23 protein-coding genes are annotated in these 22,816 nt (G+C 71.1%); 8 read left to right on the top strand and 15 right to left on the bottom strand.

Features of this window, described 5'->3' with window-relative positions:
• Positions 1-4: 4 nt before the first annotated feature.
• The gene (locus BLV39_RS22125) at positions 5-3,148 is read right to left on the bottom strand and encodes a fascin domain-containing protein (protein WP_090795912.1); all 3,144 of its coding nucleotides are present in this window, start codon (positions 3,146-3,148) and stop codon (positions 5-7) included.
• 233 nt (positions 3,149-3,381) lie between these two features.
• On the opposite strand from BLV39_RS22125, the gene BLV39_RS22120 reads away from it, so the two are divergent.
• Positions 3,382-4,698, top strand: coding sequence for an NAD(P)/FAD-dependent oxidoreductase (locus BLV39_RS22120; protein ID WP_090795908.1), 1,317 nt, complete (start codon positions 3,382-3,384; stop codon positions 4,696-4,698).
• On the opposite strand, the gene BLV39_RS22115 is transcribed toward BLV39_RS22120, so the two are convergent.
• Positions 4,695-6,557, bottom strand: a complete 1,863-nt coding sequence (locus BLV39_RS22115) for an AMP-binding protein (protein ID WP_090795904.1) — start codon at positions 6,555-6,557, stop codon at positions 4,695-4,697. The two genes, BLV39_RS22120 and BLV39_RS22115, sit on opposite strands and share 4 nt — an antisense overlap.
• A 140-nt stretch (positions 6,558-6,697) precedes the next feature.
• Between BLV39_RS22115 and BLV39_RS22110 the strand changes: the two genes are divergently transcribed.
• Positions 6,698-7,615, top strand: a complete 918-nt coding sequence (locus BLV39_RS22110; RefSeq protein WP_090795900.1) for a sulfite exporter TauE/SafE family protein — start codon at positions 6,698-6,700, stop codon at positions 7,613-7,615.
• Positions 7,616-7,682: 67 nt separating this feature from the next.
• On the opposite strand, the gene BLV39_RS22105 is transcribed toward BLV39_RS22110, so the two are convergent.
• The 4 genes from BLV39_RS22105 to BLV39_RS22090 form a co-directional block, all read right to left on the bottom strand.
• A complete protein-coding gene (locus BLV39_RS22105) occupies positions 7,683-8,873 on the bottom strand; it encodes an endonuclease/exonuclease/phosphatase family protein (RefSeq protein WP_090795896.1) in 1,191 nt (396 codons plus the stop codon).
• A gap of 67 nt (positions 8,874-8,940) precedes the next feature.
• Positions 8,941-9,453: a DinB family protein gene (locus tag BLV39_RS22100; RefSeq protein WP_204082828.1), complete on the bottom strand. Its 513-nt coding sequence runs from the start codon at positions 9,451-9,453 to the stop codon at positions 8,941-8,943.
• 16 nt (positions 9,454-9,469) lie between these two features.
• Complete coding sequence (locus BLV39_RS22095; protein WP_090795888.1) at positions 9,470-10,207, bottom strand: isocitrate lyase/PEP mutase family protein; 738 nt, start codon at positions 10,205-10,207, stop codon at positions 9,470-9,472.
• Positions 10,204-10,653 (bottom strand): carboxymuconolactone decarboxylase family protein, encoded by a 450-nt coding sequence (locus tag BLV39_RS22090; protein WP_090797680.1) that lies wholly within the window; start codon positions 10,651-10,653, stop codon positions 10,204-10,206. Before BLV39_RS22090 ends, BLV39_RS22095 begins: the two co-directional genes overlap by 4 nt.
• 47 nt (positions 10,654-10,700) lie before the next feature.
• Between BLV39_RS22090 and pdxR the strand changes: the two genes are divergently transcribed.
• Positions 10,701-12,056 carry a MocR-like pyridoxine biosynthesis transcription factor PdxR gene (gene pdxR / locus BLV39_RS22085; RefSeq protein WP_090795885.1) on the top strand — a complete coding sequence of 452 codons (1,356 nt, stop codon included), beginning with the start codon at positions 10,701-10,703 and terminating at the stop codon, positions 12,054-12,056.
• On the opposite strand, the gene BLV39_RS22080 is transcribed toward pdxR, so the two are convergent.
• The gene (locus tag BLV39_RS22080; protein ID WP_090795881.1) at positions 12,005-12,832 is read right to left on the bottom strand and encodes an SMP-30/gluconolactonase/LRE family protein; all 828 of its coding nucleotides are present in this window, start codon (positions 12,830-12,832) and stop codon (positions 12,005-12,007) included. The two genes, pdxR and BLV39_RS22080, sit on opposite strands and share 52 nt — an antisense overlap.
• Before the next feature lie 80 nt (positions 12,833-12,912).
• Between BLV39_RS22080 and BLV39_RS22075 the strand changes: the two genes are divergently transcribed.
• A complete protein-coding gene (locus BLV39_RS22075) occupies positions 12,913-13,449 on the top strand; it encodes an NUDIX domain-containing protein (protein WP_239083786.1) in 537 nt (178 codons plus the stop codon).
• On the opposite strand, the gene BLV39_RS22070 is transcribed toward BLV39_RS22075, so the two are convergent.
• A complete protein-coding gene (locus tag BLV39_RS22070; RefSeq protein WP_090795878.1) occupies positions 13,371-13,898 on the bottom strand; it encodes a GNAT family N-acetyltransferase in 528 nt (175 codons plus the stop codon). The genes BLV39_RS22075 and BLV39_RS22070 overlap by 79 nt on opposite strands.
• A complete protein-coding gene (locus BLV39_RS22065; RefSeq protein ID WP_204082829.1) occupies positions 13,895-14,404 on the bottom strand; it encodes a winged helix-turn-helix domain-containing protein in 510 nt (169 codons plus the stop codon). Before BLV39_RS22065 ends, BLV39_RS22070 begins: the two co-directional genes overlap by 4 nt.
• A 63-nt stretch (positions 14,405-14,467) precedes the next feature.
• Between BLV39_RS22065 and def the strand changes: the two genes are divergently transcribed.
• Positions 14,468-14,983, top strand: a complete 516-nt coding sequence (gene def / locus BLV39_RS22060) for a peptide deformylase (protein ID WP_090795870.1) — start codon at positions 14,468-14,470, stop codon at positions 14,981-14,983.
• On the opposite strand, the gene BLV39_RS22055 is transcribed toward def, so the two are convergent.
• On the bottom strand, positions 14,949-15,701 hold the full coding sequence (locus BLV39_RS22055) for a 2-phosphosulfolactate phosphatase (protein WP_239083787.1): 753 nt from the start codon (positions 15,699-15,701) through the stop codon (positions 14,949-14,951). The genes def and BLV39_RS22055 overlap by 35 nt on opposite strands.
• A gap of 46 nt (positions 15,702-15,747) precedes the next feature.
• Between BLV39_RS22055 and BLV39_RS22050 the strand changes: the two genes are divergently transcribed.
• Both BLV39_RS22050 and BLV39_RS22045 read left to right on the top strand, forming a co-directional pair.
• On the top strand, positions 15,748-16,281 hold the full coding sequence (locus BLV39_RS22050; RefSeq protein ID WP_090797674.1) for a GNAT family N-acetyltransferase: 534 nt from the start codon (positions 15,748-15,750) through the stop codon (positions 16,279-16,281).
• 35 nt (positions 16,282-16,316) lie between these two features.
• Complete coding sequence (locus tag BLV39_RS22045; protein ID WP_090795867.1) at positions 16,317-16,868, top strand: dihydrofolate reductase family protein; 552 nt, start codon at positions 16,317-16,319, stop codon at positions 16,866-16,868.
• A gap of 80 nt (positions 16,869-16,948) precedes the next feature.
• On the opposite strand, the gene BLV39_RS22040 is transcribed toward BLV39_RS22045, so the two are convergent.
• Complete coding sequence (locus tag BLV39_RS22040) at positions 16,949-17,917, bottom strand: ketopantoate reductase family protein (RefSeq protein ID WP_090795863.1); 969 nt, start codon at positions 17,915-17,917, stop codon at positions 16,949-16,951.
• A 48-nt stretch (positions 17,918-17,965) separates the two neighbouring features.
• Between BLV39_RS22040 and BLV39_RS22035 the strand changes: the two genes are divergently transcribed.
• The gene (locus BLV39_RS22035) at positions 17,966-18,316 is read left to right on the top strand and encodes a DoxX family protein (RefSeq protein ID WP_090797672.1); all 351 of its coding nucleotides are present in this window, start codon (positions 17,966-17,968) and stop codon (positions 18,314-18,316) included.
• Here the strand turns inward: BLV39_RS22035 and BLV39_RS22030 are convergent.
• The 4 genes from BLV39_RS22030 to BLV39_RS22015 are packed head-to-tail and all read right to left on the bottom strand — an operon-like array spanning position 18,307 to position 22,734.
• On the bottom strand, positions 18,307-19,497 hold the full coding sequence (locus BLV39_RS22030; RefSeq protein ID WP_239083788.1) for a metallophosphoesterase: 1,191 nt from the start codon (positions 19,495-19,497) through the stop codon (positions 18,307-18,309). The genes BLV39_RS22035 and BLV39_RS22030 overlap by 10 nt on opposite strands.
• A gap of 45 nt (positions 19,498-19,542) precedes the next feature.
• The gene (locus BLV39_RS22025; protein ID WP_090795859.1) at positions 19,543-20,394 is read right to left on the bottom strand and encodes a Rieske (2Fe-2S) protein; all 852 of its coding nucleotides are present in this window, start codon (positions 20,392-20,394) and stop codon (positions 19,543-19,545) included.
• Complete coding sequence (locus BLV39_RS22020) at positions 20,339-22,282, bottom strand: ABC transporter ATP-binding protein (RefSeq protein ID WP_090795855.1); 1,944 nt, start codon at positions 22,280-22,282, stop codon at positions 20,339-20,341. Before BLV39_RS22020 ends, BLV39_RS22025 begins: the two co-directional genes overlap by 56 nt.
• Complete coding sequence (locus BLV39_RS22015; protein ID WP_090795852.1) at positions 22,279-22,734, bottom strand: MarR family transcriptional regulator; 456 nt, start codon at positions 22,732-22,734, stop codon at positions 22,279-22,281. The genes BLV39_RS22020 and BLV39_RS22015 overlap by 4 nt, the downstream gene beginning before the upstream one ends.
• Positions 22,735-22,816: the final 82 nt, after the last annotated feature.

The following is a 22,816-nucleotide window of genomic DNA, read 5'->3' as shown; positions in this document are numbered from 1 at the left end:
GGGTTCAGCCCGCGACGAGCGTGAACTTCTCCCACGGTCCGATCGCGTCGCGGTTGGCGATGAGGTTGCCCGCACCGCCGTTCTCCGCGACGACGTATTTGGTGTTGACGTTGGCCCGCAGGCTGATCGTGCCGTCGGAGTTGTTGACCCGGGTGAACGTCTCCCAGGCCCCGGCCGATGCCCGGTTCGCGACCAGCGGGTTGGCGCCGGCGTTCTCCGCGCAGACGAACATGTTGTTGGCCCGGGACCGCAGCCCCACGTTGCCACCGCCGAGGTCGACCACGTCGAAGCGCTCCGACCCGCCGATCGTCGCCGCGCTGGCGATCAGGGGTGCGGTGCCCGCGGCGGTCACGTACAGGTTGTTGGCCGCCGCCCGCAGTGCGGTGCCGCCCGTCGGGTTGCTGCCCCCGCCGGTCAGGATCCGCAACGCGTCGATCATCCCCACCGAGGTCGTCTTGTTGACGATCCGGATCGTGTGCTGGCCGTTGGTGAGCCCGGTGCGGCTCCACACCACCTGTTGCGCCTGGCGTGCGCCGGTCACGTTGAGGTTGACGTTGGCCTGGAACGTGCCGTCGAGGTAGACGTCGACGTTGCCCATGTCGCTGAACCGCTCCGAGAGGTACTCCACGCCCGTGCCGTTGAACGTGTAGGACGCCTCCGCGTTGACGGTGTTGCTGTGGTGGGTGTCGTCGTTGTAGTCGCCGTACCCGCGGGCCGTGGTGTGGTACCAGTTCGCGCCGTAGGTCAGGTCGGTGTCGTTGACCAGGCCACCCTGCCCCGCCGGCCCGAGGCCGAAGGTGGAGGCGGTGCCGGACAGCGACTTTGCGCCCTGGTTGGCCGTGCCGGTCAACGTGGTCGCGGAGTAGGACGTCAGTGGCTTGGCCACCCGCTCCACGACGTAGCTCGTGTTCGCCGCGGTCGCCCACGTCACCTCGGCCGCCGAGACCGTGGTGATGATGGCGTTGTCACTGGTGCGACGGACCCGGATCTGCTGGGTGCCCCACGGGTTGACCACCCGGGCCTGCTTGCCGTGCAGGCTGCGGATGCCCACGTACTTGGTCTCCTGCGCCTCGCGCTCCGCGCTGACCAGGAAGCCGTCCTTGGCCAGCAGCGTGAACTTGCCGACGAAGCCGGAGTCGGACGGGATCGCGGGGAACACCCGGATCTTGTCGTTGTACGACTGCATCAGCGACTCGTTCATCGCCGCCAGGTGGATGCCGATGTACTCGTACACCCCGTTGGTGTTGTTGGTCATGCCGTTGGGGTAGTTCTGGTACTTCTGCAGCATCGTCTTCATGCCGGACTGTGCCTGGGGCCCGAGGCCGAGCCGGGCGGCGTGCACGTGGTCGTTGGCCCACACGTTGCCGTACGGGTGCGGCCGCACGTTCCAGGTGTTGATGGACGTCTGCGTGTCGGGGAAGCCGATGCCGCTCTGGTCGTAGGGCCAGACGAGCTCCAGCGCCACGTTCTCGCCGTTGCGCGTCGGTGAGGTCGGCGGGTCGTGCGGCAGATAGGCACCGTTCGAGATCTGGTACGGCGCCAGGTTGTTCAGCACGTCCTGCCAGCCGGCCCGCAGTCCACTGTCGAGTCCGAGCTGGGTGGACACCTGGATCGTCAGCGGATAGAGGAGCCGGATCGCGGCCAGGTCGGTGAGCGCGTTCTTCACGTCCCAGTAGGTCTCGTGCGCGTTGGAGCTGGCCATGTAGTACTGGGCTCCGTTGCGGGACAGCCTGTTCTGGTAGAACCGCGCCGCGTCACGCATATACGGGTACGCGACGTTCTGGAGGTACGCCGTGTCGTTCGTGTACCGGTAGTACAGGTACATGTTGTAGGCGGCCTCGGTGCCCGTCGAGTACGTGTCGTTCACGTAGTCGCTGTTGATGGTGCCGCGGGCGTTGCCGTCCCAGCCCATCGTCTCGGGCACCCACAGCGAGTCGGAGCCGTACCTCGTCTGCGTGTAGCTCTTGATCGCCGCGTAGTTCCGTGAGTAGAGGTTGTTGAACGTCCGCATCAGCTCCGTATGGTTCGAGCTGTAGAACGAGTTGTAGACGTCGCGTTGGTTCCAGTACCAGTAGCCGTTGGACCACTTCGAGTTGTCCTGCGTGGCCCGGAAGTTCCCGTTGATGAAGTGCAACGGGTAGTTGCCGTAGCCGCCGGCCGCGATCATGTACGTGAACAGGTAGTAGGCGTTCTCCAGGTAGTCGTTGTCGGCGCTGCCGCCGTACTGGACGAACGACTTGGCCCAGAAGGCATGCCACCAGTTCTTGTACGCGTTCAGTGTGCTGGTGTAACCGGTGGCCTTGACGGCGGCGAGCTGGTTCTTCGCCTGCTGCACCGAGTTCTGGCCGGGCGAGTTGACCCGGCTGGCCGCGGTGAACCAGATGGTGTAGCTCGACGTCGGCGTGATGTTCAGCCGCACCCGAGTGCCGTTGACGGCCTGCGAGGTGTAGGCAGCGCCCTCGACGGTCGCCGCGAACGTGTAGCCGAAGTTGTTGGGGTCCGCCTGACCGCGCGACAGGCCGACACCGGTCGAGTCCGCGAAGGTGCTGACGGTCCGCCAGGTGGTCAGGTTGGGCACGTCGGCGATGTTCTGGACGGTGTTCATGTCCCAGAGCGACAGGTCCAACCCGATGCTCGTCACGCCGGGCCGCGAGTCCTCGACGTGGATGCCCATCACCTCGGAGTTGGGCGCGCCGAGCACGGTCACCGTGCGGTTGCTGTCGTACTTGGTGGTGAGCGTGCCGTCGTAGAGCGACAGCCGCTGCTGGAACGTGGTGTAGCCGCTGTCGAGCTGCGGCGAGGTGAACAGGTTGAGGTTGCCGGCCGCGTACGTGGACTGCTGCGCCAGGTCCACACCGGACACCTGCGCCGTCAGGCCGTTCTGGTTCCACACCATCGCGCCGGTCTTGCCGTTGCCGACGGTCAGGCCGTGCAGCGGGTTGGTGTTGGGCCGGTTGTAGACGATGTCGTGCTTCGACAGATAGTTCGCGTAGTCGACGTTGAGTGCGCCGGTGCCCGCGTTGTAGGCGGCGTCGGTGGGTGCCGCGAGAGCGGGACCCGGCCCGGTGACGACGAGGCCACCGGTCAGCACGAGGAGGAGCACGCTGGCGCGCAGAGTTGGTCGCCAGTTCGGCGAACGCACCTTCATCCGACACGATCCCTTCTAGATCGTTTCGGGCGGTGCCCATTCGCCGAAATGGGCATCGACCTTCATCTGTGACAAGGATTTAACATTGGATGTCTTCGGCCGTCAATCCCCGAGCATCGATGTCTTTCCCGAGCGTTCTCCGCAGCGTGGTCACGAGACATCGGAGGTATGAGCACCGGGCGGATTTGGCACAAAGGGCGCCGGACCCCCCAAGGGCCACTAACGTGGGTGGCATGGCTCGTCCCAGGGTGGTCATCGTCGGCGGCGGCTTCGCCGGGTATCACGCAGCACACAAACTCGTCCGGCTGGCTCGTGGCCGGGCGGACATCACGCTGATCAACCCCACGGACTATCTGCTCTACGTGCCGCTGTTGCCGGAGGTCGCGGTGGGCGTGCTGGAGCCTCGGCAGATCGCGGTCTCGCTGACCGCCGCGCTGCCCGGGGTCCGGCTGGTGCTCGGCGAGGCCAACTCGCTCGACCTCAAGGAAAACCGGGTGCACTACACGGACCCGGAGGGCGGCGAGGGGCACGTCAAGTACGACCGGCTCGTGATAGCGCTGGGCAGCGTCAACAAGCTGCTGCCGATCCCCGGCGTCGCCGACCACGCGCACGGCTTCCGCGGCGTGCCCGAGGCGCTGTTCCTGCACGACCACATGGTCCGCCAGCTCGAAATGGCCCTGACCGAGTCCGACCCCGGCGAGTGCACCGCTCGCTGCACCTTCGTCGTGGTCGGCGCCGGCTACACCGGCACCGAGGTGGCCGCGCACGGCGTGCAGTTCACGGACATGCTGGCCAAGCAGAAGAAGACCCCCATCAAGCCCCAGTGGATACTGCTCGACCTGGCCAAACGGGTGCTGCCGGAGCTCGACGAGCGGATGTCGAAGGACGCGCACCGGGTGCTCGAGGAGCGCGGCGTCGAGGTGCTGCTCGGCACCTCGGTGCAGGAGGCGCTGTTCGACGGCGTACGCCTGACCGACGGCCGCTACATCCCGACCCGTTCGCTGATCTGGTGCGTGGGCGTTCGCCCCGACCCGGTGGTCGAGGACCTGGGCCTGCCCACCGACAAGGGCCGGATCGTGGTCGACGAGTTCCTCAACGTGCCCGGCCACCCCCGGGTCTACGCGATCGGCGACGCGGCCGCGGTGCCGGACCCGCAGCACCCGGGCCGGGCGACCCCGATGACCGCGCAGCACGCGGTCCGGCACGGCAAGCAGGTCGCGCACAACATCGCCGCGGAGTACGGCACGGGGAAGCGCAAGCCCTACCGGCACCGCGACCTCGGCTTCGTGGTCGACCTCGGCGGGATCGACGCGACCGCCAACCCGCTGGGCATCCACGTCTCGGGCATCCCGGGCATGGTGGTGACGCGGGGCTACCACTTGCTGTCGCTGCCCGGCAACCGGATCCGGGTGGTCGGCGACTGGCTGCTGCACGCGCTGCTCCCCCGCCAGGCGGTGCAGCTCGGCCTGATCCGCGGCCCCGAGGTCCCGCTCAACAACGCGGCACCGGAGCTACCGGTCCGGCCGCCGACGCCGGCCCGAACCCGCTAGCTCCGCAAGATCGCGCGGAGGGCGTCCAGGACCGCCGGGTCCTCGATCGTCGCCGGCACGGGCTCGTCGACGCCGTCGGCCAGGCCCCGCATGGTCTTGCGGAGGACCTTGCCGGAGCGGGTCTTCGGGAGGGCGGCCACCACGTCGACTCGGCTGAGCGCCGCGATCCCGCCGATCCGCTCCCGGACCAGCGCCTTGAGGTCGGCGTCCAGCCCGTTCGGCTCGGCACCCGCCTTCAGCACCACGAGCGCCCTCGGCACCTGGCCCTTGAGCTGGTCGGCGACGCCGATGACGGCGCACTCCGCGACCGCCGGGTGGGCGGCCACGACCTGCTCGATCGCGCCGGTGGACAGGCGGTGCCCGGCCACGTTGATCACGTCGTCGGTGCGACCCATGACGAACAGGTAGCCGTCGTCGTCGACGTACCCGCCGTCGCCGGTCAGGTAGTGGCCCGGGTGGGCGGTCAGGTAGGAGGCGAGGTAGCGCTCGTCGTCCTGCCAGAGCGTGGGCAGCGTGCCGGGCGGCAGCGGGAGCTTGATCACGATCTGCCCCTCGCGCGCCGGCTGGCCGTCGTCGTCGACCACCCGCACGTCGTACCCGGGCATCGGGACGGTGGCCGAGCCGGGCCGCGGCGGGTGGGGTTCGAGGCCCATCGGGTTGGCGGCCACCGGCCAGCCGGTCTCGGTCTGCCACCAGTGGTCGACCACCGGGATGCCGAGCCGATCCCGGGCCCAGGTGTACGTGTCGGGGTCGAGCCGCTCGCCCGCCAGGAACAGGTAGCGCAGCTCGCTCAGGTCGTAGCGGTCGAGGTGGGCGCCGGTCGGGTCGTCGCGGCGGATCGCCCGGAACGCGGTCGGCGCGGTGAACATCGTCTTGACCCGATGCTCGGAGGCCACGCGCCAGAACGCGCCGGCGTCCGGGGTGCCGACCGGCTTGCCCTCGTAGAGCACCGAGGTGCAGCCGGCGAGCAGCGGCCCGTACACGATGTAAGAGTGTCCGACGACCCATCCGATGTCTGAAGCGGTCCACATCGTCTCGCCCTGATGGGTGTCGTAGACGTGCCGCATGCTCCACCGCAGCGCCACCGCGTGGCCCCCGTTGTCGCGCACCACGCCCTTCGGCCGGGCGGTGGTGCCCGAGGTGTAGAGGATGTAGAGCGGGTCGGTGGCGGCCACCGGCACGCAGTCGACCGGCTCGGCCTCCCCGAGCGCGTCGTGCCAGTCGACGTCGCGCCCGGCCCGCGGGGTGGCCGGTGCCTGCGGTCGCTGGAGCAGCACCACGCTGTGCGGGGCGTGGGTGGCCAGGGCGAGCGCCTGCTCGACGATCGGCAGGTACTCGATCACCCGCTTGACCTCGATGCCGCACGAGGCGGTCACGAGGACCTTCGGCCGGGCGTGGTCGATCCGGGCCGCCAGCTCGCGCGGCGCGAAGCCGCCGAACACCACGGAGTGCACGGCGCCGAGCCGGGCGCAGGCCAGCATGGCGACCACGGCCTCGGGCACCATCGGCAGGTAGATCACCACGCGGTCGCCGCGGTCGACACCGAGATGCCGGAGTACGCCGGCGAAGCGCGCGGTCTGGTCCTGGAGCTCGCGATAGGTCAGGGTGCGCCGGCTGTCGGTGACCGGGCTGTCGTACTCGATCGCCGCCTGCTCTCCCCGCCCGGCCCGGACGTGCCGGTCGACGGCGTTGAAGCAGGTGTTCAGCACGCCGTCGGGAAACCAGCGGTAGAACGGCGGCGCGCTGTCGTCGAGGACCGTAACCGGCGGGCGGTACCACTCGATATCCCTGGAGGCGGCCCGCCAGAAGGCGCTCGGGTCGGTGAGGCTCATCCGGTACGCGTCGGCGTAGGCACCCATCAGCCCATCATCGGTCCTGCGCGCGGTTTTCGGGGCGCCTGTGACGGCTGGGAAATTCCTGGTTCGTGAGACGTGTCTTGCCGGTTTCCCGATGGGACACCTATTCTCTATCAACAAACTAGGGAAAGGCGGTGGCAGCGATGCGCAAGCTGGTCCTCCTGGCGCTGGTCGGGCTCGGCGCCCAGCTCGTCGACGGCAGCCTGGGCATGGCCTACGGCGTCACGTCGACGACCCTCCTCCTCGCGATCGGCACCAACCCGGCCGCCGCGTCGGCCACCGTCCACCTCGCCGAGATCGGCACGACGCTCGTCTCGGGCGCGTCGCACTGGCGGTTCGGCAACGTCGACTGGAAGGTCGTCGCCAAGATCGGCATCCCGGGCGCGGTCGGCGCCTTCGCCGGCGCGACGTTCCTGTCCAACCTGTCGACCGAGACCGCCGCACCGGTCATGTCGCTGATCCTGCTGGCGCTCGGCCTCTACATCCTGACCCGGTTCACCATCTCCGGCCTGCCCAAGGGCAACCTCGGCAAGCCGCTGCGCAAGCGTTTCCTCACCCCGCTCGGCCTGGTCGCCGGCTTCGTCGACTCGACCGGTGGCGGCGGCTGGGGCCCGGTCGGCACGCCGGCGATCCTGGCCAGCGGCCGGCTCGAGCCCCGCAAGACGATCGGCTCGATCGACACCAGCGAGTTCCTGGTCGCGATCGCCGCCAGCATCGGCTTCATCATCGGCATCGGCTCCGAGCAGATCAACTTCGCCTGGGTCGGCGCCCTGCTGGCCGGTGGCGTGATCGCCGCGCCGATCGCCGCCTGGCTCGTCCGGCACGTGCCGCCGCGGGTGCTCGGCTCCGCGGTCGGCGGCGTGATCATCCTGACCAACGTGCGGACCCTGCTGCGCAGCGACTGGATCGACGCCTCGGACGGCGTGCGCTACTCCGTCTACGCGGTCATCTGGGTGGCCTGGGCCGCGGCGGTCACGTACTCGGTGCGTGCCTACCGGGCCGAGAACCGCGCGGCCGCCGCCTCCGTCGTCGCCGACGAGCCGGAGCCGGCGCGCGTCTGAGCTTTTCGCAAGGAAGGGACCCTTGTTAACGCTTAGCGCGTTGACAAGGGTCCCTTCCTTCGGCCCCTCAGAGGTCGAGGTCGACCCAGACCGCGCCGTGGTCGGAGGCGCCGTGCCGGCCGGCGGTGATCTCCGGGAAGACCGTCCAGTGCTTGGGCGGGTTCTGGTTGCTGGGCGTGCCCCAGAGCCCCTTGCGGAACACCCCGCCGTCGGCCACCTTCCCGGCGAGCTCCGGCGACAGCAGGATGTAGTCGAGCCGGTTCTTCAGCGAGCACGACTGGAAGCTGCCCGGCCGCTCGTGGTCGGGGTCCTTGTCACCCCAGAGTTGGCTGAACCTGTCGTGCCCGTACACGTCGACCAGTGGTGAGTCGGGTCCGATCAAGGCCTCCAGCGTCGGGTGCCGGTCACCGTCGGGGCCTTTGTTGAGGTCGCCGAGCACCGCGACGAAGTCGGCACCCTCGGCCCGCAGCCCGTCGTAGATCGAGCGGACCTCGAGCGCCTGCCGGGTGCGCAGCGGGTCCGGGTCGCCGCTGCTGAACGACTGGCTCTTGAGGTGGTTGAGCAGCAGGAACAGGTCTTCCCCGCCGGGCAGCCGGAGCTGGTAGACCGGGCAGTCCCGGCTGAACAGGCGCTTGCCCTTGCGCTTGGGGTCGGGCACGTCGACGTTGCTGCGCACCCAGCGCACCTTGACCTTGTCGGTGCAGAACAGCCCGACGTCGATGCCGCGCGGGTCGTTGCCGTCGACCAGCATGCAGTGCGCGAACCGGCCGCCGAGCAGCTCGTCGTTGAACCGGGCCAGGGCCGGCCGGTTCTCGGCCTCGACCACGCAGAGCAGGTCGGGCGCCAGGTCGTCGATCACCTTGGCGGTCATCCGGGTGGAGGTCTCGTCGACCGGCTCGACGGTCAGCTCGACCCAGCCCAGCCAGTCACCCCGCCCGTTGGCGACGACCCGCGGCGGCGCGTTGGCCGGCGCGGCGAGGAAGTCGCCCCGGTTCTCCCGCAGCAGTGCCCACGCGTTGTCGAACTGGTTCGGATTGAGGCGCAGGCCCTGTGCCGTCTCGATCAGCACGCGCAGGGTGGTCAGCGCCGCGATCATCTCGGCCTTGTCCTGGTCGGAGTAGACCGGGTTGGCCGCGATGCGGTTGAAGGTCTCGAACGCCGAGAGGGCCGGCTGGCCCTCCGCACGCTCCCGGGTGTCGAGCGCCTTGGCGCGCGCGAACAGGTTCTCGACGTTGAACGTCGCCAGCCGGAGGGTCACGCACCGCACGGTACGACCGCCGTACGCGCGTTGGTGTCAGCCGCCCGACGCTAGCGCCGAAAGTGTCCTACTCGCCGACGCTGCCGTCGATCAGCTCACGGGCGACGTCCAGGTGGCCGGCGTGCCGGGCGTACTCCTGGAGGACGTGCGTCAGGATCCAGCCCAGCGACGGGCATTCGGCCTCGGTGGTGAACCGCCCGCCGACCGCCGCCTTGTCGTCGAGCGCGGAACGGTCCGCGATCTCCCGGGTGCGGGCGCCGGCCAAATCCATCGCGGCCAGCAGCAGGTCGACCGTCTCCTCCGGACGGACCTGCCACTTCCCGTCGTCGTCCTGGTCGCCCCACGGGAGCAGCACGGGCTCCGCCGCGAAACCCCAGCGGAGCCAGCGTTCCTCCATGTAGACCAGGTGTTTGAGAAGCTGCAGCGGAGTCCACCCGGACGGCAGCCGACTGCGGTTGAGCTCCTCCGGCGCCAGGCCGACCACCTTGCGCCCGACGACCACCCGGTAGTAGTCGAGGAAGTCCAACAACAGGACCTTCGGGTCGGCCAGGTCATGCCGGGGCTCGCGCACGTCGGTCACCCAGCCACGGTAACGCTCATTCCGGGTACGGCGAGGTCCCTGCCACGATCGCGGCGAGCATCCGGGCGTGCTCGGCGGCCAGCGCCTCATGGATGCCGTCGCCGAAGCTGACCCGGGCCACCCCGAGCGCGGCGAGCTCGGCGAGGGTCGGCGTGGCGGGGGTGAACAGGATGTTCACCGGGCCTGTTGCCGTCAGCGCGGTGATGTCTTCTCTGATGGTGGCGCCGATCGGGTAGACGCAGTCGGCGCCGGCGGCCAGGAAACGTCTCATGCGCTCCAGTGCCACCGGCAGCGGGTCGGTCGGGACCCGGATGTAGGCGTCGACCCGCGCATTGATGACCAGGTCGGCGCCCGCCGCCTCCCGCACGGCGTCGAGGAAGTCGGCATGTCTGTCCACATCGATGAGTTGCTTGGTGCGGGGGTCCGAGTCCTCCAGGTTGCAGCCCACCGCACCGGTGGCCAGCAGGCGCTCGGCGAGCTGCGCGGGCGGCAGCCCGTACCCCCGCTCGACATCCGCGGTGACCGGGACGCCGACCGCGCGGACGATCCGGGCGACCGCGTCGAGCATCTCCCGCACGGGGGTGGCCTCACCGTCGGCATAGCCGAGGCTGAGCGCCACCGCGGCGCTGCTAGTCGCGACGGCCGGGAACCCGGCCGCCTCCACCGCCCGCGCGGACGCCGCGTCCCAGGCGTTGGGCAGCACCACCGGGCTCCCGGGCCGGTGCAGCGCGCGCAGGGTGTCGGCGTGGGTCATGACAAGGGCCAGGCGTGCGTGGTGACAGCCACCCGGTTCCAGGCGTTGATCACCGTGATCGACCAGACGAGCTCGGCCAGTTCGGTCTCGTCGAACTCGGCCTGGGCCGCGCCGAAGACCGCGTCCGGCACCGGGCCGTCGGTCAGCCGGGTCATCGCCTCGGTGAGCGCGAGGGCGGCCCGTTCGCGGGAGGTGAAGAACGGCGTCTGCGACCAGACCGGCAGGGCGTAGAGCCGGCGCTCGGTCTCGCCGCCGGCGCGGGCGTCCGCGTTGTGCGTGTCGACGCAGTAGGCGCAGCCGTTGAGCTGCGAGGCGCGGGCCCGGACCAGCTCCAGCAGGGGCGCTTCCAGCGAGGTCTTGCGGGAGGCGGCGTCGAAGGCGTTCATCGCCCTGTTCATGTGCGGGGCCAGCTTGTCGGCCGCGAGGCGGACTGTCGTCGTTGTCATGCTCATGACGCTAGGCGAGGATTGGACCCGCGCTAAGGTCCAATACTGTGGCAACTGATTGGGCCGATTGGGGTGTCGACCTTCATCTCGACGTGCCCGCCGGCGGTCGGCGGGCCGGACTGGAGCGCGCCCTCCGCACGGCGATCCGGTCGGGGCGGCTCACACCCGGCAGCCGGTTGCCGGCCACCCGAACGCTGGCTGTTGAGCTCGGCATCGCCCGGAACACGGTGGCGGCCGCGTACGACCAGCTCGTCGCCGAGGGCTACCTGACCGCGCGGACCGGATCGGGCACCACCGTGGCCGCGCTGCCGCCGCCTTCTCCCGTTTTCCCGGCTCTCGCGCCCGCGGTGCCGCCCCGGTTCGACCTGCGGCCCGGCAGTCCCGACGTGTCCTTCTTCCCGGCGGCGGCCTGGCTGCGCGCCGCCCGCCGGGCGCTGGCCGACGCGCCCGCCGCCACCTACGACTACGGCGACCCGCGCGGGCATCCCGCACTGCGCGCCGCGCTGGCCGACTATCTGGGCCGGGTGCGCGGCGTGCTGGCCCATCCCGACCGGATCGTGGTCACGTCGGGCTACGTGCAGGCGCTCGCACTGCTGGCCGGGCTGCACCGGGTGGTCGCGATGGAGGATCCGGGTCTGGCCTTCCACCGCGCGGTGGTGCGCCGGGCCGGTGCCCGGGTCGTGCCGCTGCCGGTCGACACCCACGGCGCCCGCACTGATTTGTTGGAGTCCACCGTGGACGCGGTGGTGCTGACCCCGGCCAACCAGTTCCCGCTCGGTGCCGCGCTGGCGCCGGCGCGGCGGCGGGCGGTCGTCGACTGGGGCGGGCTGGTCATCGAGGACGACTACGACGGCGAGTTCCGCTACGACCGGCAGCCGGTCGGCGCGGTGCAGGGGGTCGCGCCCGAGCAGGTGGCCTACGTAGGCACCGCGGCCAAGACGCTCGGGCCGGCGCTGCGGCTGGGCTGGGTGGTGCTGCCGGAGCGGCTGGTCGAGCCGGTGGTCGAGGCCAAGCGGCACACCGATTACCACACCGAGGTGATCGGCCAGCTCACCCTGGCCTCGTTGCTGACCAGTCATGAGTACGACCGGCACGTGCGGGCCGCCCGCTCCCGCTACCGGGCCAGGCGCGACCTGCTGCTGACCCGGCTGCGCGGCGCTCCGGTGCGCGGCGTAGCGGCCGGGCTCCACGCGCTGCTGCCGCTGCCACCGGGCGGCCCGACGGAGGCGGAGGTGCTGGACGAGGCCGCCCGGCGCGGACTGGCGCTGGGCGACCTCGGCAGCCACTGGCATTTCACCGGTGACCATCCACAAGGGCTGATCGTCGGGTACGGCACACCGAGCGAGAGCCGCTATCCCGCGGCGCTCGACCTGCTGGCCCGGCTGTTGACCTCGGTGGCGTAGACGACGCCCTCCCCCGCGCCGTCCTCACCCCACTGGTTGGCGGTGATGAACAGGGTTCGCCCATCGGCGCCGCCGAGCGCGCAGGAGAAGCAGCCTCGGTCGGCGTCCACCGTTTCGAGGATCGCGCCGCCTTCGGCGACCCGCACGCAGCGCCGGTTGGGCACGTCGGCGAACCAGACCGCCCCGTCGGTGTCGAGGCAGATGCCGTCGGGCGCCGAGCCCTCGACGGCGGCGAACTCCCGCCGGCCACTGAGCCCACCGTCCGGCGCGATGTCGAAGGCGGTGAGTCGGCCGGCGTACGACTCGGCGACGATCAGGGTGTCGCCCCGGATCGCCATCCCGTTGGGGAACGCGAGCCCGTCGGCGACCTCACGGGGCCGATCCGCGCCCGGCGTGAGCACGCAGACCCGGCCGGGCCGGAACTCGCCGCCCGGGAAGTCGAAGCCGATGTCGTTGACGAACACGTTCCCGCGCCCGTCCACGGCGATCTCGTTCCACCGCCCCGCTCCGAGGACGGCGTGCTGGTCGGGTGGGCCGTCGTCGCCGACCGCCAGCAGCAGGCCCTGTTGGCCGGACACGGCGAGCAGCCTGCCGTCGGGCAGCCAGTCGATGCAGATCGGCATGTCTGCCACCTCGGCGACGACTGCTGTGGTGCCGTCGGGCTCGACGCGGACCACCTGGCCGGCGCCCCAGTCGCAGAACCACAACCGCCCGTCCCGCCACCGCGGCGACTCACCCATCGCGACACCGGACACCAGGGTACGAAGCTCAGCCATAACCCTCTCCCTTGCCTGTCTTTACCTGTGACGTAGCGGCTGTCGCCTTCTTTTCGACATTTCGCGGGAGAATTCCGGGGGTGACTTTCGATCTGACCGCACACATCGCGGGCCTGGCCCGCGTCCGGGCGGCGGCCGGCGTGCTCTTCCGCGACAGCGCCGGTGGGGTGCTCCTGGTCCGCCCGACCTACAAGACCGGGTGGGAGGTGCCGGGTGGCTCGGTGGAGGCCGACGAGTCCCCGCTGGCGGCGGCACGCCGGGAGGTGCGCGAGGAGCTCGGCGTCGACTTCCCGGTGGGGCGGCTGCTGGTGGTCGACTGGGTGGCGGCCGACGGACCGTGGGACGCGGGGCTGATGTTCCTGTTCGACGGCGGAACGGTTTCCCCGGCGGCCGTGGCTTCTATCGTGCTGCCACCCGACGAGCTGTCGGGTTTCGAGTTCGTGGCTCTGGCTTCACTGGACGGTTTCCTGCGGCCGCGGCTGGCCCGGCGGGTGCGCGAGGCGCTCCTCACCGAGGGCGGGGTCTATCTGGAGGGTGGCTACCAGACGTCGCCGTCGCGCCAGTCGCAGATCAGCGGCGCGGACAGGTCGAGCGGCATGACGCCCGGGAAGACGTAGACGGCGCCCTGCTCGTCCGGGGTGTCCCGGATGCCGTCGGGGGTCAGGGCGGCGAGCGGGCCGGCCCAGGTCAGCCAGCCTCGGGAGCGATAGAACGGCTCACCTTCGTCGGTGGTGCCAAGCGCGCCCAGGTCGTAGCCCGCCCGAATGACAGACTCGAGCGCAGCCATCACCTCGCCGCCGTATCCGCGCCGCCGGTGATCCGGGTGCACACCGACGCCCTCGACATAGCCGCAACGCAACGCGCGTCCGTTATGGACAAGCCGGCGCTGCACAACGCTGCCGTGGCCGACCAACGTCGCGCCCTCCCAGGCGAAGGCGTGCATGCCACCGAGTGAGTGCTCCCAGTCCTCGGCACCGAAGTCGCCCCGGAAGACGTCCTCCAGGAGGCGATACGCGGCACCCAGCGCGACCGAGCCGGCGGCGCTCGTATGCACGAGCTCGATCATTCGTCTGCCTCGGGGATCAGGGGGAAGACGCGGGCGACCACGCCCACTGGGCCGCTGCCGCGGGGGCGTTTTCGGGCGGCGTAGGGCGCGAGGACGGCGTTGATCTGGGCCGCGACTATGGCCAGTTCGTCGGGGGTCAGGTGCAGCACCTCGCTGAACGCCTCGTCGCGGCGCCAGCGTTCCGGGGCTGTGTGGCGCCGCGCTAGCCAGCGGTGGTAGCCCTCGTCCTCCAGCTCTCGGGCCAGAGATCCGAGCCCATGGGCCGGTTTCGGCGCCGGGGGCGGTGTGGTCAAGCGCCACGGGCGCGCGCGGCCGTGGGCTCCCGCGACCGGCTCGACGTAGCCGTAGCGCTCCAACTGTCGCAGGTGGAACGAGCAGGCGCCGGAGCTCTCGCCGAGCCGGCGGGCGGCCTCGTTTGCCGTCACCGAGCCGGCGGTGGTCAGCAGGTCGATGAGCGCCACCCGCAGCGGGTGCCGCAACGCCATCTCCGTGTCTTGCCCGATCACGCATCGCATCGTACCCTGCTATTTGCAAAGCTTTGCAAAGTCACTTCTACGGGGTGGTCTCGAATGACGGTGCGGCAGGTGCGGCTCTTCGGCGACCCGGTGCTGACGATGGCGGCCGACCCGGTCACCGACTTCGACAAGTCCTTGCGCACGCTGGTCCAGGACCTGAGCGAGACCCTGCGCGACCAGCGCGGCTCGGGGCTCGCGGCGCCGCAGATCGGCGTGCCGCTGCGGGTGTTCGTCTTCGACGTCGACGGCGTGCGCGGCCACCTGGTCAACCCGGCCCTGGACTTCCCCTCCGACGAGGAGCAGTTCGGCCCGGAGGGGTGCCTCTCGATCCCGGGGCTCTACTACGACACCCGGCGGCGGTTGCACACGGTCGGGCACGGCGTCGACCAGCACGGGCGCCCGGCGCAGGTGGTCGGCACCGACGAGCTGGCCCGGTGCCTCCAGCACGAGACCGACCACCTCGACGGCGTGCTGTTCCTGGACCGGCTCGACCCGGCCACCCGGCGCACCGCGATGCGCGACATCCGCGTGAAGCTCAGCCCGCACCCGATCCGGGGTCTGCTGCGCTGAACGCGCCGTCCCGGAACACCGGCACGGCGTCCGACGCGTTCGCCTCCACCGCTATCGCGACGTCCTCCGCGAAGCCGATCGCGGCCAGTTCGCGTCCCGAGGCACTGTCCATGATGGTGCGTTCGAGGTCTGCTCCCCCGTACGCCCGCATCGCGGTCTCCGCCTCCGGGGAGAGAGTGGCGGCGCCCAGGGCAGCGATCACCGCGCCGGCGCCGAGCAGGTCCTCCACGGCCGGGCGCAGGCTGTCGTCCGGCCAGCGCTCCCCCGCGGCGATCACGGTAAGCGGGCGGTCGGGCGTACCTACGCCTGATTGCCGCAACCACCGGCCGACCGCTTCGGCATTGCGGAGGCTGCCGGCGACGAGGCCGCAGTGGTCCTTGATCGCGGCGGCGATGGCCGAGCCGTTGGGTGAGGGCAGGACGAGCTCCGGTGTACGCGGCGCGCGGCGCAACGCCGCCGGCGACAGCGACCACGGGCGTTCCGGCGTCACCGCGCGGCGGCCGACCGCGACCGGCACTCCTGCTTCGTCCTCGTCGGGGTCGGCGTGCCAGGCCCGGGGACGCACCCGGGTGCCGGCGTCGACCAGCACCGACACCGAGGTGGTGAACGACAGAACGTCGACGACCACCGCGTACGCGCTGCCCGGCGCAAGCCGTCGTGCCCCCTCCGGACCCCACTCGAACCGGACCCCGTACCCGCGCTGCGACCATGCCTCCACGCGAGCAGGGTCACACAGGCGCGTTTCCGGCCGGCAGGATGGCCGGATGGTGGTGACCGACATCGCGATCCGGCTGCGGCCGGTGTCCGACGAAGACGACCTCGACATGTTCCGCCGGTTCTGCGTCGAGCCAGGGCTGATCGGGCTCGACTGGCGGGGCTTCCTGGACGCGCAGGGGGTCGCGAAGCGTTACGCGGAGGACGGTTTTCTCGGTGAACGCGACGGGCGGTTGGTCGTCGAGGTGGCCGGCAGCAAGCGGGCCGGGTTCGTTAGCTTCAACGAGGGCCTCTACGCCGGGCGGGCGCCCTACTGGGAGATCGGCATCGCGCTGCTCCCGGACTTCCGGGGCCGCGGCATCGGCTGGCGCGCGCAGGCGATGCTCTGTGACTACCTGTTCGCGCACTCGCCGGTGCAGCGGATCCAGGCCGGCACGCACGAGGAGAACCTGCCCGAGCGGCATTCGCTGGTCAAGGCCGGTTTCCAGCTCGAAGGCGTGATCCGGGCATGCGAGTTCCGGGAGGGCGCCTGGCGCAACGGCTACCTCTACAGCCGGTTGCGGTCGGACCCGTCGCCGCGCTGAGCGTTCTTGTCGTACCCCTGTGGTGTGGTGTCAGCATGGCTACCCGCTACTACACCGCGACCTCCATCGACGGCTTCATCGCTGACGAGCGCAACTCGCTCGACTGGCTCTTCGAGGTCACCGACCGCGACGACCGCTTCGGCCCGTTCATCGCACAGGTCGGCGCCATGGCGATGGGCTCGACGACCTACGAGTGGATGCTCGACCACGAGAAGCTACTCGAGAACCCGTCGAAATGGCAGGAGTGGTACGGCGACCGTCCGACCTGGGTCTTCACCCACCGTGACCTACCGACGATCCCGGGCGTCAACCTCACCTTCGTCTCGGGCGACGTCCGCCCGGTGCACGCGGCGATGACGGCGGCCGCGGGCGACCGCGACATCTGGCTCGTCGGCGGCGGCGAGCTGGTCGGCGCCTTCGCCGACGCCAACCTGCTCGACGAGATCATCCTCGGCGTGACACCGGTGACCCTGGGTGCTGGCGCACCGCTGCTACCCCGCCGACTAACGTCGCGCCGCTTGGCCCTCACCGCGGTGGAGCAGGTAGGCCCGTTCGCCTATCTGACCTACGCCGTGGCCGGCCAGTAGCGCTGAGCGCGGTCAGGGCGCCCGGGCGGATGCCTCCCGCAGCGGCGGCTCAAGCCTGACCGACCGGGGCGGCGCCGGGGTCAGGGCAGGAGCGACAGGAACTGGGTGGGGGTCAGGGCGCCTGGGCGGGTGCCTTCGCGGGCCGCGCGGTTGACGAGTTGGCGGACGAGCTCGTTGGCCGGCGTCGCGACGCCGTGCAGGCGGCCCAGCAGCACGATCTCGCCGTTGAGATAGTCGGCCTCGACGGTGCCCGTGCCGCGGGCCAGGCTCTGCCAGCTCGACCCGCCGCCGCGCGGGGTGCCCTCGACCGGCTTGATGGCCAGCAGGCCCTTGCGGCGCTCGGCCTCCTCCGCCTCGGTGGCCACGTCGATGCCGGCCACGCGCAGGACGTCGGCGGCCTCCGTGCGCAGCAGCGCGTCGACCGTGTCGATGCCTTCCGCGTCCGGGCCGCAGAGGGCCTGGATCGCGTTGCCGAGGTTCGTCAGCAGCTTGGCATATTTCCAGCGCATGATGTCGGCCCGCGCCTCCGAGGCGAAGCCGGCCTCGCGCAGGCCGGCCGCCAACGCCTTGGCGGTGTCGTCGACACCGCCCGGGACCCGGCCGAGGTCGAGGCCGCCGGGGGTCGGTGCGCTGTGGGCTACCACGACGCCCGGCGCGAGGTGGGTGGCCGGGAGGATCACCCACACTCCGTACACGTTGGGGAACACGCGCAGCGCCGCGCATTCGTTGGCCACGCCGTTCTGGAGGCACAGCACCGGGGTCTCCGGCGGCGCGACCGTCGCCAGCGGGCGCAGCACGTCGGGGGTGTCCATGCCCTTGACCGCGAGCACCGCCACGTCGCCGGGGCACCACTCGTGTTCGGTGACCGCGCCGACCGCCGGCAGCCGCAGCGTCTGCCGGCCCTCCGGCGAGTGCAGCGCGAGCCCGTCCCGGCGGAGCGCGTCGAGATGCGCGCCGCGGGCGACCAGCACCACGTCCTGCCCGGCCGCCGCCAGGCGGCCACCGACTACTCCACCGACAGCGCCCGCACCCACGATCACCCAACGCACACCGACGAATCTATGTCACATCTCGCCGTTCGCTCCCGTCCTGTGAGCATGACCATCATCGCCGACCCGGTCTGGCCGGTCCTGGTGCTCGCCGCGATCCAGTACGTCGACGCCGCCATGTGCGCGCGGCCGGTGGACGCGGTGCGCCGCTGCCTCGACGATGTGCACGCGCCGCCGCTGGTCCGCCGCCTGCTCACCCCGATCAAGCTGGCCGCCGGCACGGGCCTCCTGCTCGGCCTGGTCGTGCCCTACCTGGGCGTGCTGACCTGCGCGGCGCTGGTCGCGTACTTCGCGATCGCGGTCGGCATGCACCTGCGCGCCCGCGACCTCCGCCGCAACTTCCGCAACGCGGTCGGGCTCGGTGTCCTGTCGGGGCTGGTCAGCCTCTGCTACCTCTGAGCGGCGGCCCGCAACGTGATGAGCGTGATCTCGCTGGGCGCGAAGACCCGGAACGGCGGGCCCCAGAAACCGGTGCCCCGGCTCGTGTAGAGCTGGGTCCGCTCGCCGTGCCGGCTCAGGCCGTGCAGCACCGGCTGGTCGGTGAGCACCAGGTAGTGAAAGGGCCAGATCTGCCCGCCGTGCGTGTGGCCGGAGATCTGGAGGTCGATCCCGTGCTCCACGGCGCCGTCGATCTGGCGGGGCTGGTGTGCCAGCAGCAGCACCGGCAGGTCCGGGTCGGCTCCGGCGAGCGCGGCCGCGTGGTCGGTGCGGTGGCCGGGCTTGCCGGACAGCGCCGCGGTGCGGTCGTCGACGCCGGCCACCACCAGGCTCGAACCGTCGCGGGTGAGCACGATGTGCCGGTTGTGCAGGGAGTCCCAGCCCAGTTCGCGCATGTGGTCGAGCCACTCCTGCGCTTCCGAGAAGTACTCGTGGTTGCCCGTCACGTACGCCCGGCCGTAGCGGGCTTTCACCTGGCCGAGCGGCGCCGCCTGCTCCAGGCGCTGGGTGACCGTGCCGTCGGCGATGTCGCCGGTGTGGCAAACCAGGTCGGCGTCGAGCGCGTTGACCACGTCGACGACGCCCGCCGACCAGCGCGCCCGGTTGATCGGGCCGTAGTGCGTGTCGGTCAGCAGGACCACACGCAGGCCGTCCAGCCCGATGCCCAGGCGCGGGATGGTGACCTCGACCTCGCGTACGCGGGAGACCCGCATCGCCTCGTAGTGGCCCCAACCGAGCAGCACCAGCGCGGCGAAAAGAGCGGCCCCCGCCGTGATCCGGGACCGCAGCGGGTCGTCGACGCCGCCGGCCCACAGCGGCAGCCGCACCAGTTGCGCCAGGATCGAGCAGGTGAACAACACCCAGATGACGCCGAGCGTGGTGTCGCCGATGCGGGCGGCCCAGTCGCGGTGCCGGCGGCCGTGGCCGAGCACCATCATCCGCCCGTAGAGCAGGGCGCCGAAGAAGAAGACCGCGCTGCCGAGGCCGCGAGCCCAGGCCGGCCAGTCCTGACCGGCGAAGACGAGCAACCCGCACGGCACCCCGAAGAGGATGAGCACCATCGTGGCGAGGGTCAGCACCGTCCGGCGCAGCCGGCGGGGCTGCTGCGCCGGCGGCTCCGGCACGATCTCAGCTTCCGTCACCGGCAAAGCATGCCACGATCAGCGGTTTCCCTTGTGGACGTGCGGTTACGGCAGGTTTGCCTCGACCACATCGTTGACCACGCGGGTACGTAGGACAGGCTGATCGGACCCGGCGGGGCCGTGCATGACCAGACCGTCGGCGAGCCGGAAGGTGCTGCCGTGCCAGGGGCACTCGACGCAGGCGTCGCCGTCGACGTCGACCACGCGGCCCTCGCCGAGCGGGCCGGTCTCGTGGCCGCAGCGTTCGAGCAGCACCGAGACCCGGTCGCCGTCGCGGTAGACGAGCACCGGCACCTCGCCGATGCTGCGGGAGACGGGCATGCCGTGTGGCAGCGCGCTGATGTCGGCCACCGGGTGCCAGCCGTCGCTGATCCGGTGGAGCTGGGTGGCCGCCTGGTTGACCTGGGCGCCCTGCTTGTAGGCCAGGTGCCCGCCGAGGAACGCGCCCACGTTGACGAGGCAGAAGCCGGCGAAGCCGAGGAGCCGGCCGCGTGCGTGGTCGCCGCGCAGGCGGAGCAGCAGCGAAGCGGTGTAGAAGCCGACCGACGCCGCGTTGACCAGCATGTGTACGAGGCCGACCCGGCGCTGCTCGGCGTCGAGCTCCGCCCAGTCGTTCGCGCCGGCGAGGACGGTGATGGGTGCGCTGGCCACGGCGCCGCCGACCATGAGGGTCGCCGGGAACTCCTGGCCGCGCAGCACGTCGAGGATCGCGGCGCTGGTCATCGAGCCCAATGTGAACGAGGCCAGTGCCGGGTGCAGCGGGTGGCCGACCTGCACTCCGTGCAGAGCGTCGCGGAGCATACGCGGCTTCAGCGCCGACTGCAGCGCCTTCTGAAGTGGATCACTGATCCGGTCGAGACCGGACGCCTGTTCGAGGCGGGTCAGCAGCTGCTTCATCTGCTCGGGTTTCCCCGGGTCCGGCACCCCAAACGCCGGGGTCGGCGCCGGTCGCCAGCCGGGCGTAGCGGCCGCCCAGGGTGATCAAATCGCTGTGCGTACCGCGTTCGACGATCCGGCCCCGGTCGAGCACGACGATCTGGTCGGCGTGCCGCACGGTGGACAGGCGGTGGGCGATGGCGATCGTGGTGCGCCCCCGGGACAGCTCGTCGAGTGCCGCCTGCACCGCCCGCTCCGTCTCGTTGTCGAGCGCACTGGTCGCCTCGTCGAGCACGAGCACCGGCGGGTCGCGCAGGATCATCCGGGCGATCGCCAGCCGCTGCCGCTCGCCGCCCGAGAAACGGTGGCCGCGGGCGCCGACCACCGTGTCGTAGCCGTCCGGCAGCGACGCGACCAGGTCGTGGATCCTGGCTGCGCGGCAGGCCGCCTCGATCTGGTCCTGGGTGGCGTCCGGCCGGCCGAACAGCAGGTTGGCCCGCACCGTGTCGTGGAACAGGTAGGTGTCCTGGGAGACCAGCCCGACCGCGCCGGACACCGCGTCGAGGCGCAGGTCGCGCAGGTCGATTCCGTCGATCAGGACCGCACCGCGCCCGGGGTCGACCAGCCGGGACACCAGGTAGCCCACCGTGGTCTTGCCGGAACCGGTCTCGCCGACGAGGGCGGTCGTGGTGCCGGCCGGCACGTGCAGGTCGATGCTGTCGAGCGTCCACGGCTGGTCGTCCGCGTACCGGAAGCCGACGCCGTCGAACCGCACGTCGCCGGTCGGTGCCGGCAGGGCGCGGGCCGTCGGCTTCTCGACGATGTCGACCGGCTCGTCGAGGACCTCGAAGATCCGGCCGAACAGGGCCATCGAGGTCGACACCTGAAGGCCCAGCCCTTGCAGTGCGCTCGCCGGGCCGACCAACCGGTTGAGCATGCTGGTGAACGCGACCGCGGTGCCGATCGAGATGACCACCGCGCCGTGGGCGAACGCGAGGCCGGCCACCCAGTAGACGACCGCCGGCACCATGGTCAGGCTCGCCCGGCGGGTCGACAGCAGCCATTTGCCGCTCATCGCCGCGCGCATCTCGCTGTCGGCGAGCGCCCGGGACTCCGTGGTGAACCGCTGCGCCAGCGCCGCCCGCCGGCCCATGGTGGTGGACAGCAGCATGCCCGCAACCGAGAGTCCTTCTTCGACCATCGCGGTCAGGTTGGCGAGCTGGCCCTGACGACGCCGGGCGATCCCGCGACGTTGGCCGCCGAGGCGGATCGCGGCGAGCAGGAACAGCGGCACGACCGCGAGGCAGATCAGGGCCAGCTTCCAGCTCATCACCAACGCGGCCACGCCGACCGCCGCCGCGCTGGTCGCGTTCTGCACGGCGGAGGCCGCGGTGTTGGCCACCACGTTCTCCACGCCGCCGACGTCGTTGGCGATCCGCGACTGGAGCTCACCGGGACGGGTACGCACGTAGTAGAGCAGCGACATCCGCTGGAGGTGGGTGAAGACCTCGACCCGTAGCTCGTGCATGACCCGCTGGCCGATCAGGTTGGCCAGCCAGGTGGTGACCACGCCGAGACCGGCACCGGCCAGAGCCGCGACGATCATGCCACCGGCGAGGTACGAGATCAGCGCGGCGTTCTTGTCGGGCAGGGCCCGGTCGATGATCGCGCGGAGCAGGAACGGCGAGACGACGTTGACGGCACCGAGGAGACAGGCGGCGAGTACGAGGGCCGCGACCCAGCGGCGGTGGCGGCGGAAGAGGGCGGTGACCCGGCGCAGCGGGGGACGAACGTCGGGCTCGGCTGGGGTCGCTGGCGGGTCGTCCGCGACCCGGACCGCGCGGCGGCCCCGGCCGGCGGTGCTCCTGTGGGGTTGCGGGGCACCGTCGTGCGTATCCCTGCTGCTCATGGCTCGGCTCGGACCGGTGGGTCGCCGGCGGCGGCCAACCGTTCCAGCAGGCGCGCGGCGATCGTCAGCAGGTCGCGTTCCTCTTCCGTGAGCTCTTGCGCGATGAGTGCCGCCCCGAAGACGTCGCGCGGGTGCATCTCGTCGCGGAGCGTGGCGCGGCCGGCGTCGGTGATCGTGACCAGCGCCTGCCGGCCGTCGGCCGGGTCCGGGGTGCGGCTGATCAGGGCGCGCTCTTCGAGGGCGGCGAGCACCCGGGTGAGCGTCTGCGGCTTGGCGCGCAGCCGGTCGGCGATCTCGCCCGGGGTCATCGCGCCGTGCCGATAGACCTGCCCGAGCACCGCCGTCTGGGTGAGTGTGAGCAGGCCGGCGCGCTCGGCACGGATTCGCTCGCTGTAGGCGGCGACGCCCGTGCGGATCCGGCGGGCGGTCGCGATATCCGTTTCCGTACGCATTAGCTGACAATATCTGTGGTCTCTGAGCGGGTCGAGCGGCTGAGATCGTCAGCACATGCGTATCGACTGAGTTATCCACAGG

The sequence above is a fragment of the Asanoa ishikariensis genome, from assembly GCF_900107455.1.
GTDB classification, from domain to species: Bacteria; Actinomycetota; Actinomycetes; order Mycobacteriales; family Micromonosporaceae; genus Asanoa; species Asanoa ishikariensis.
The sequence above is the reverse complement of the archived record's forward strand: the minus strand, read 5'-3'. Positions and strand labels throughout refer to the sequence as shown.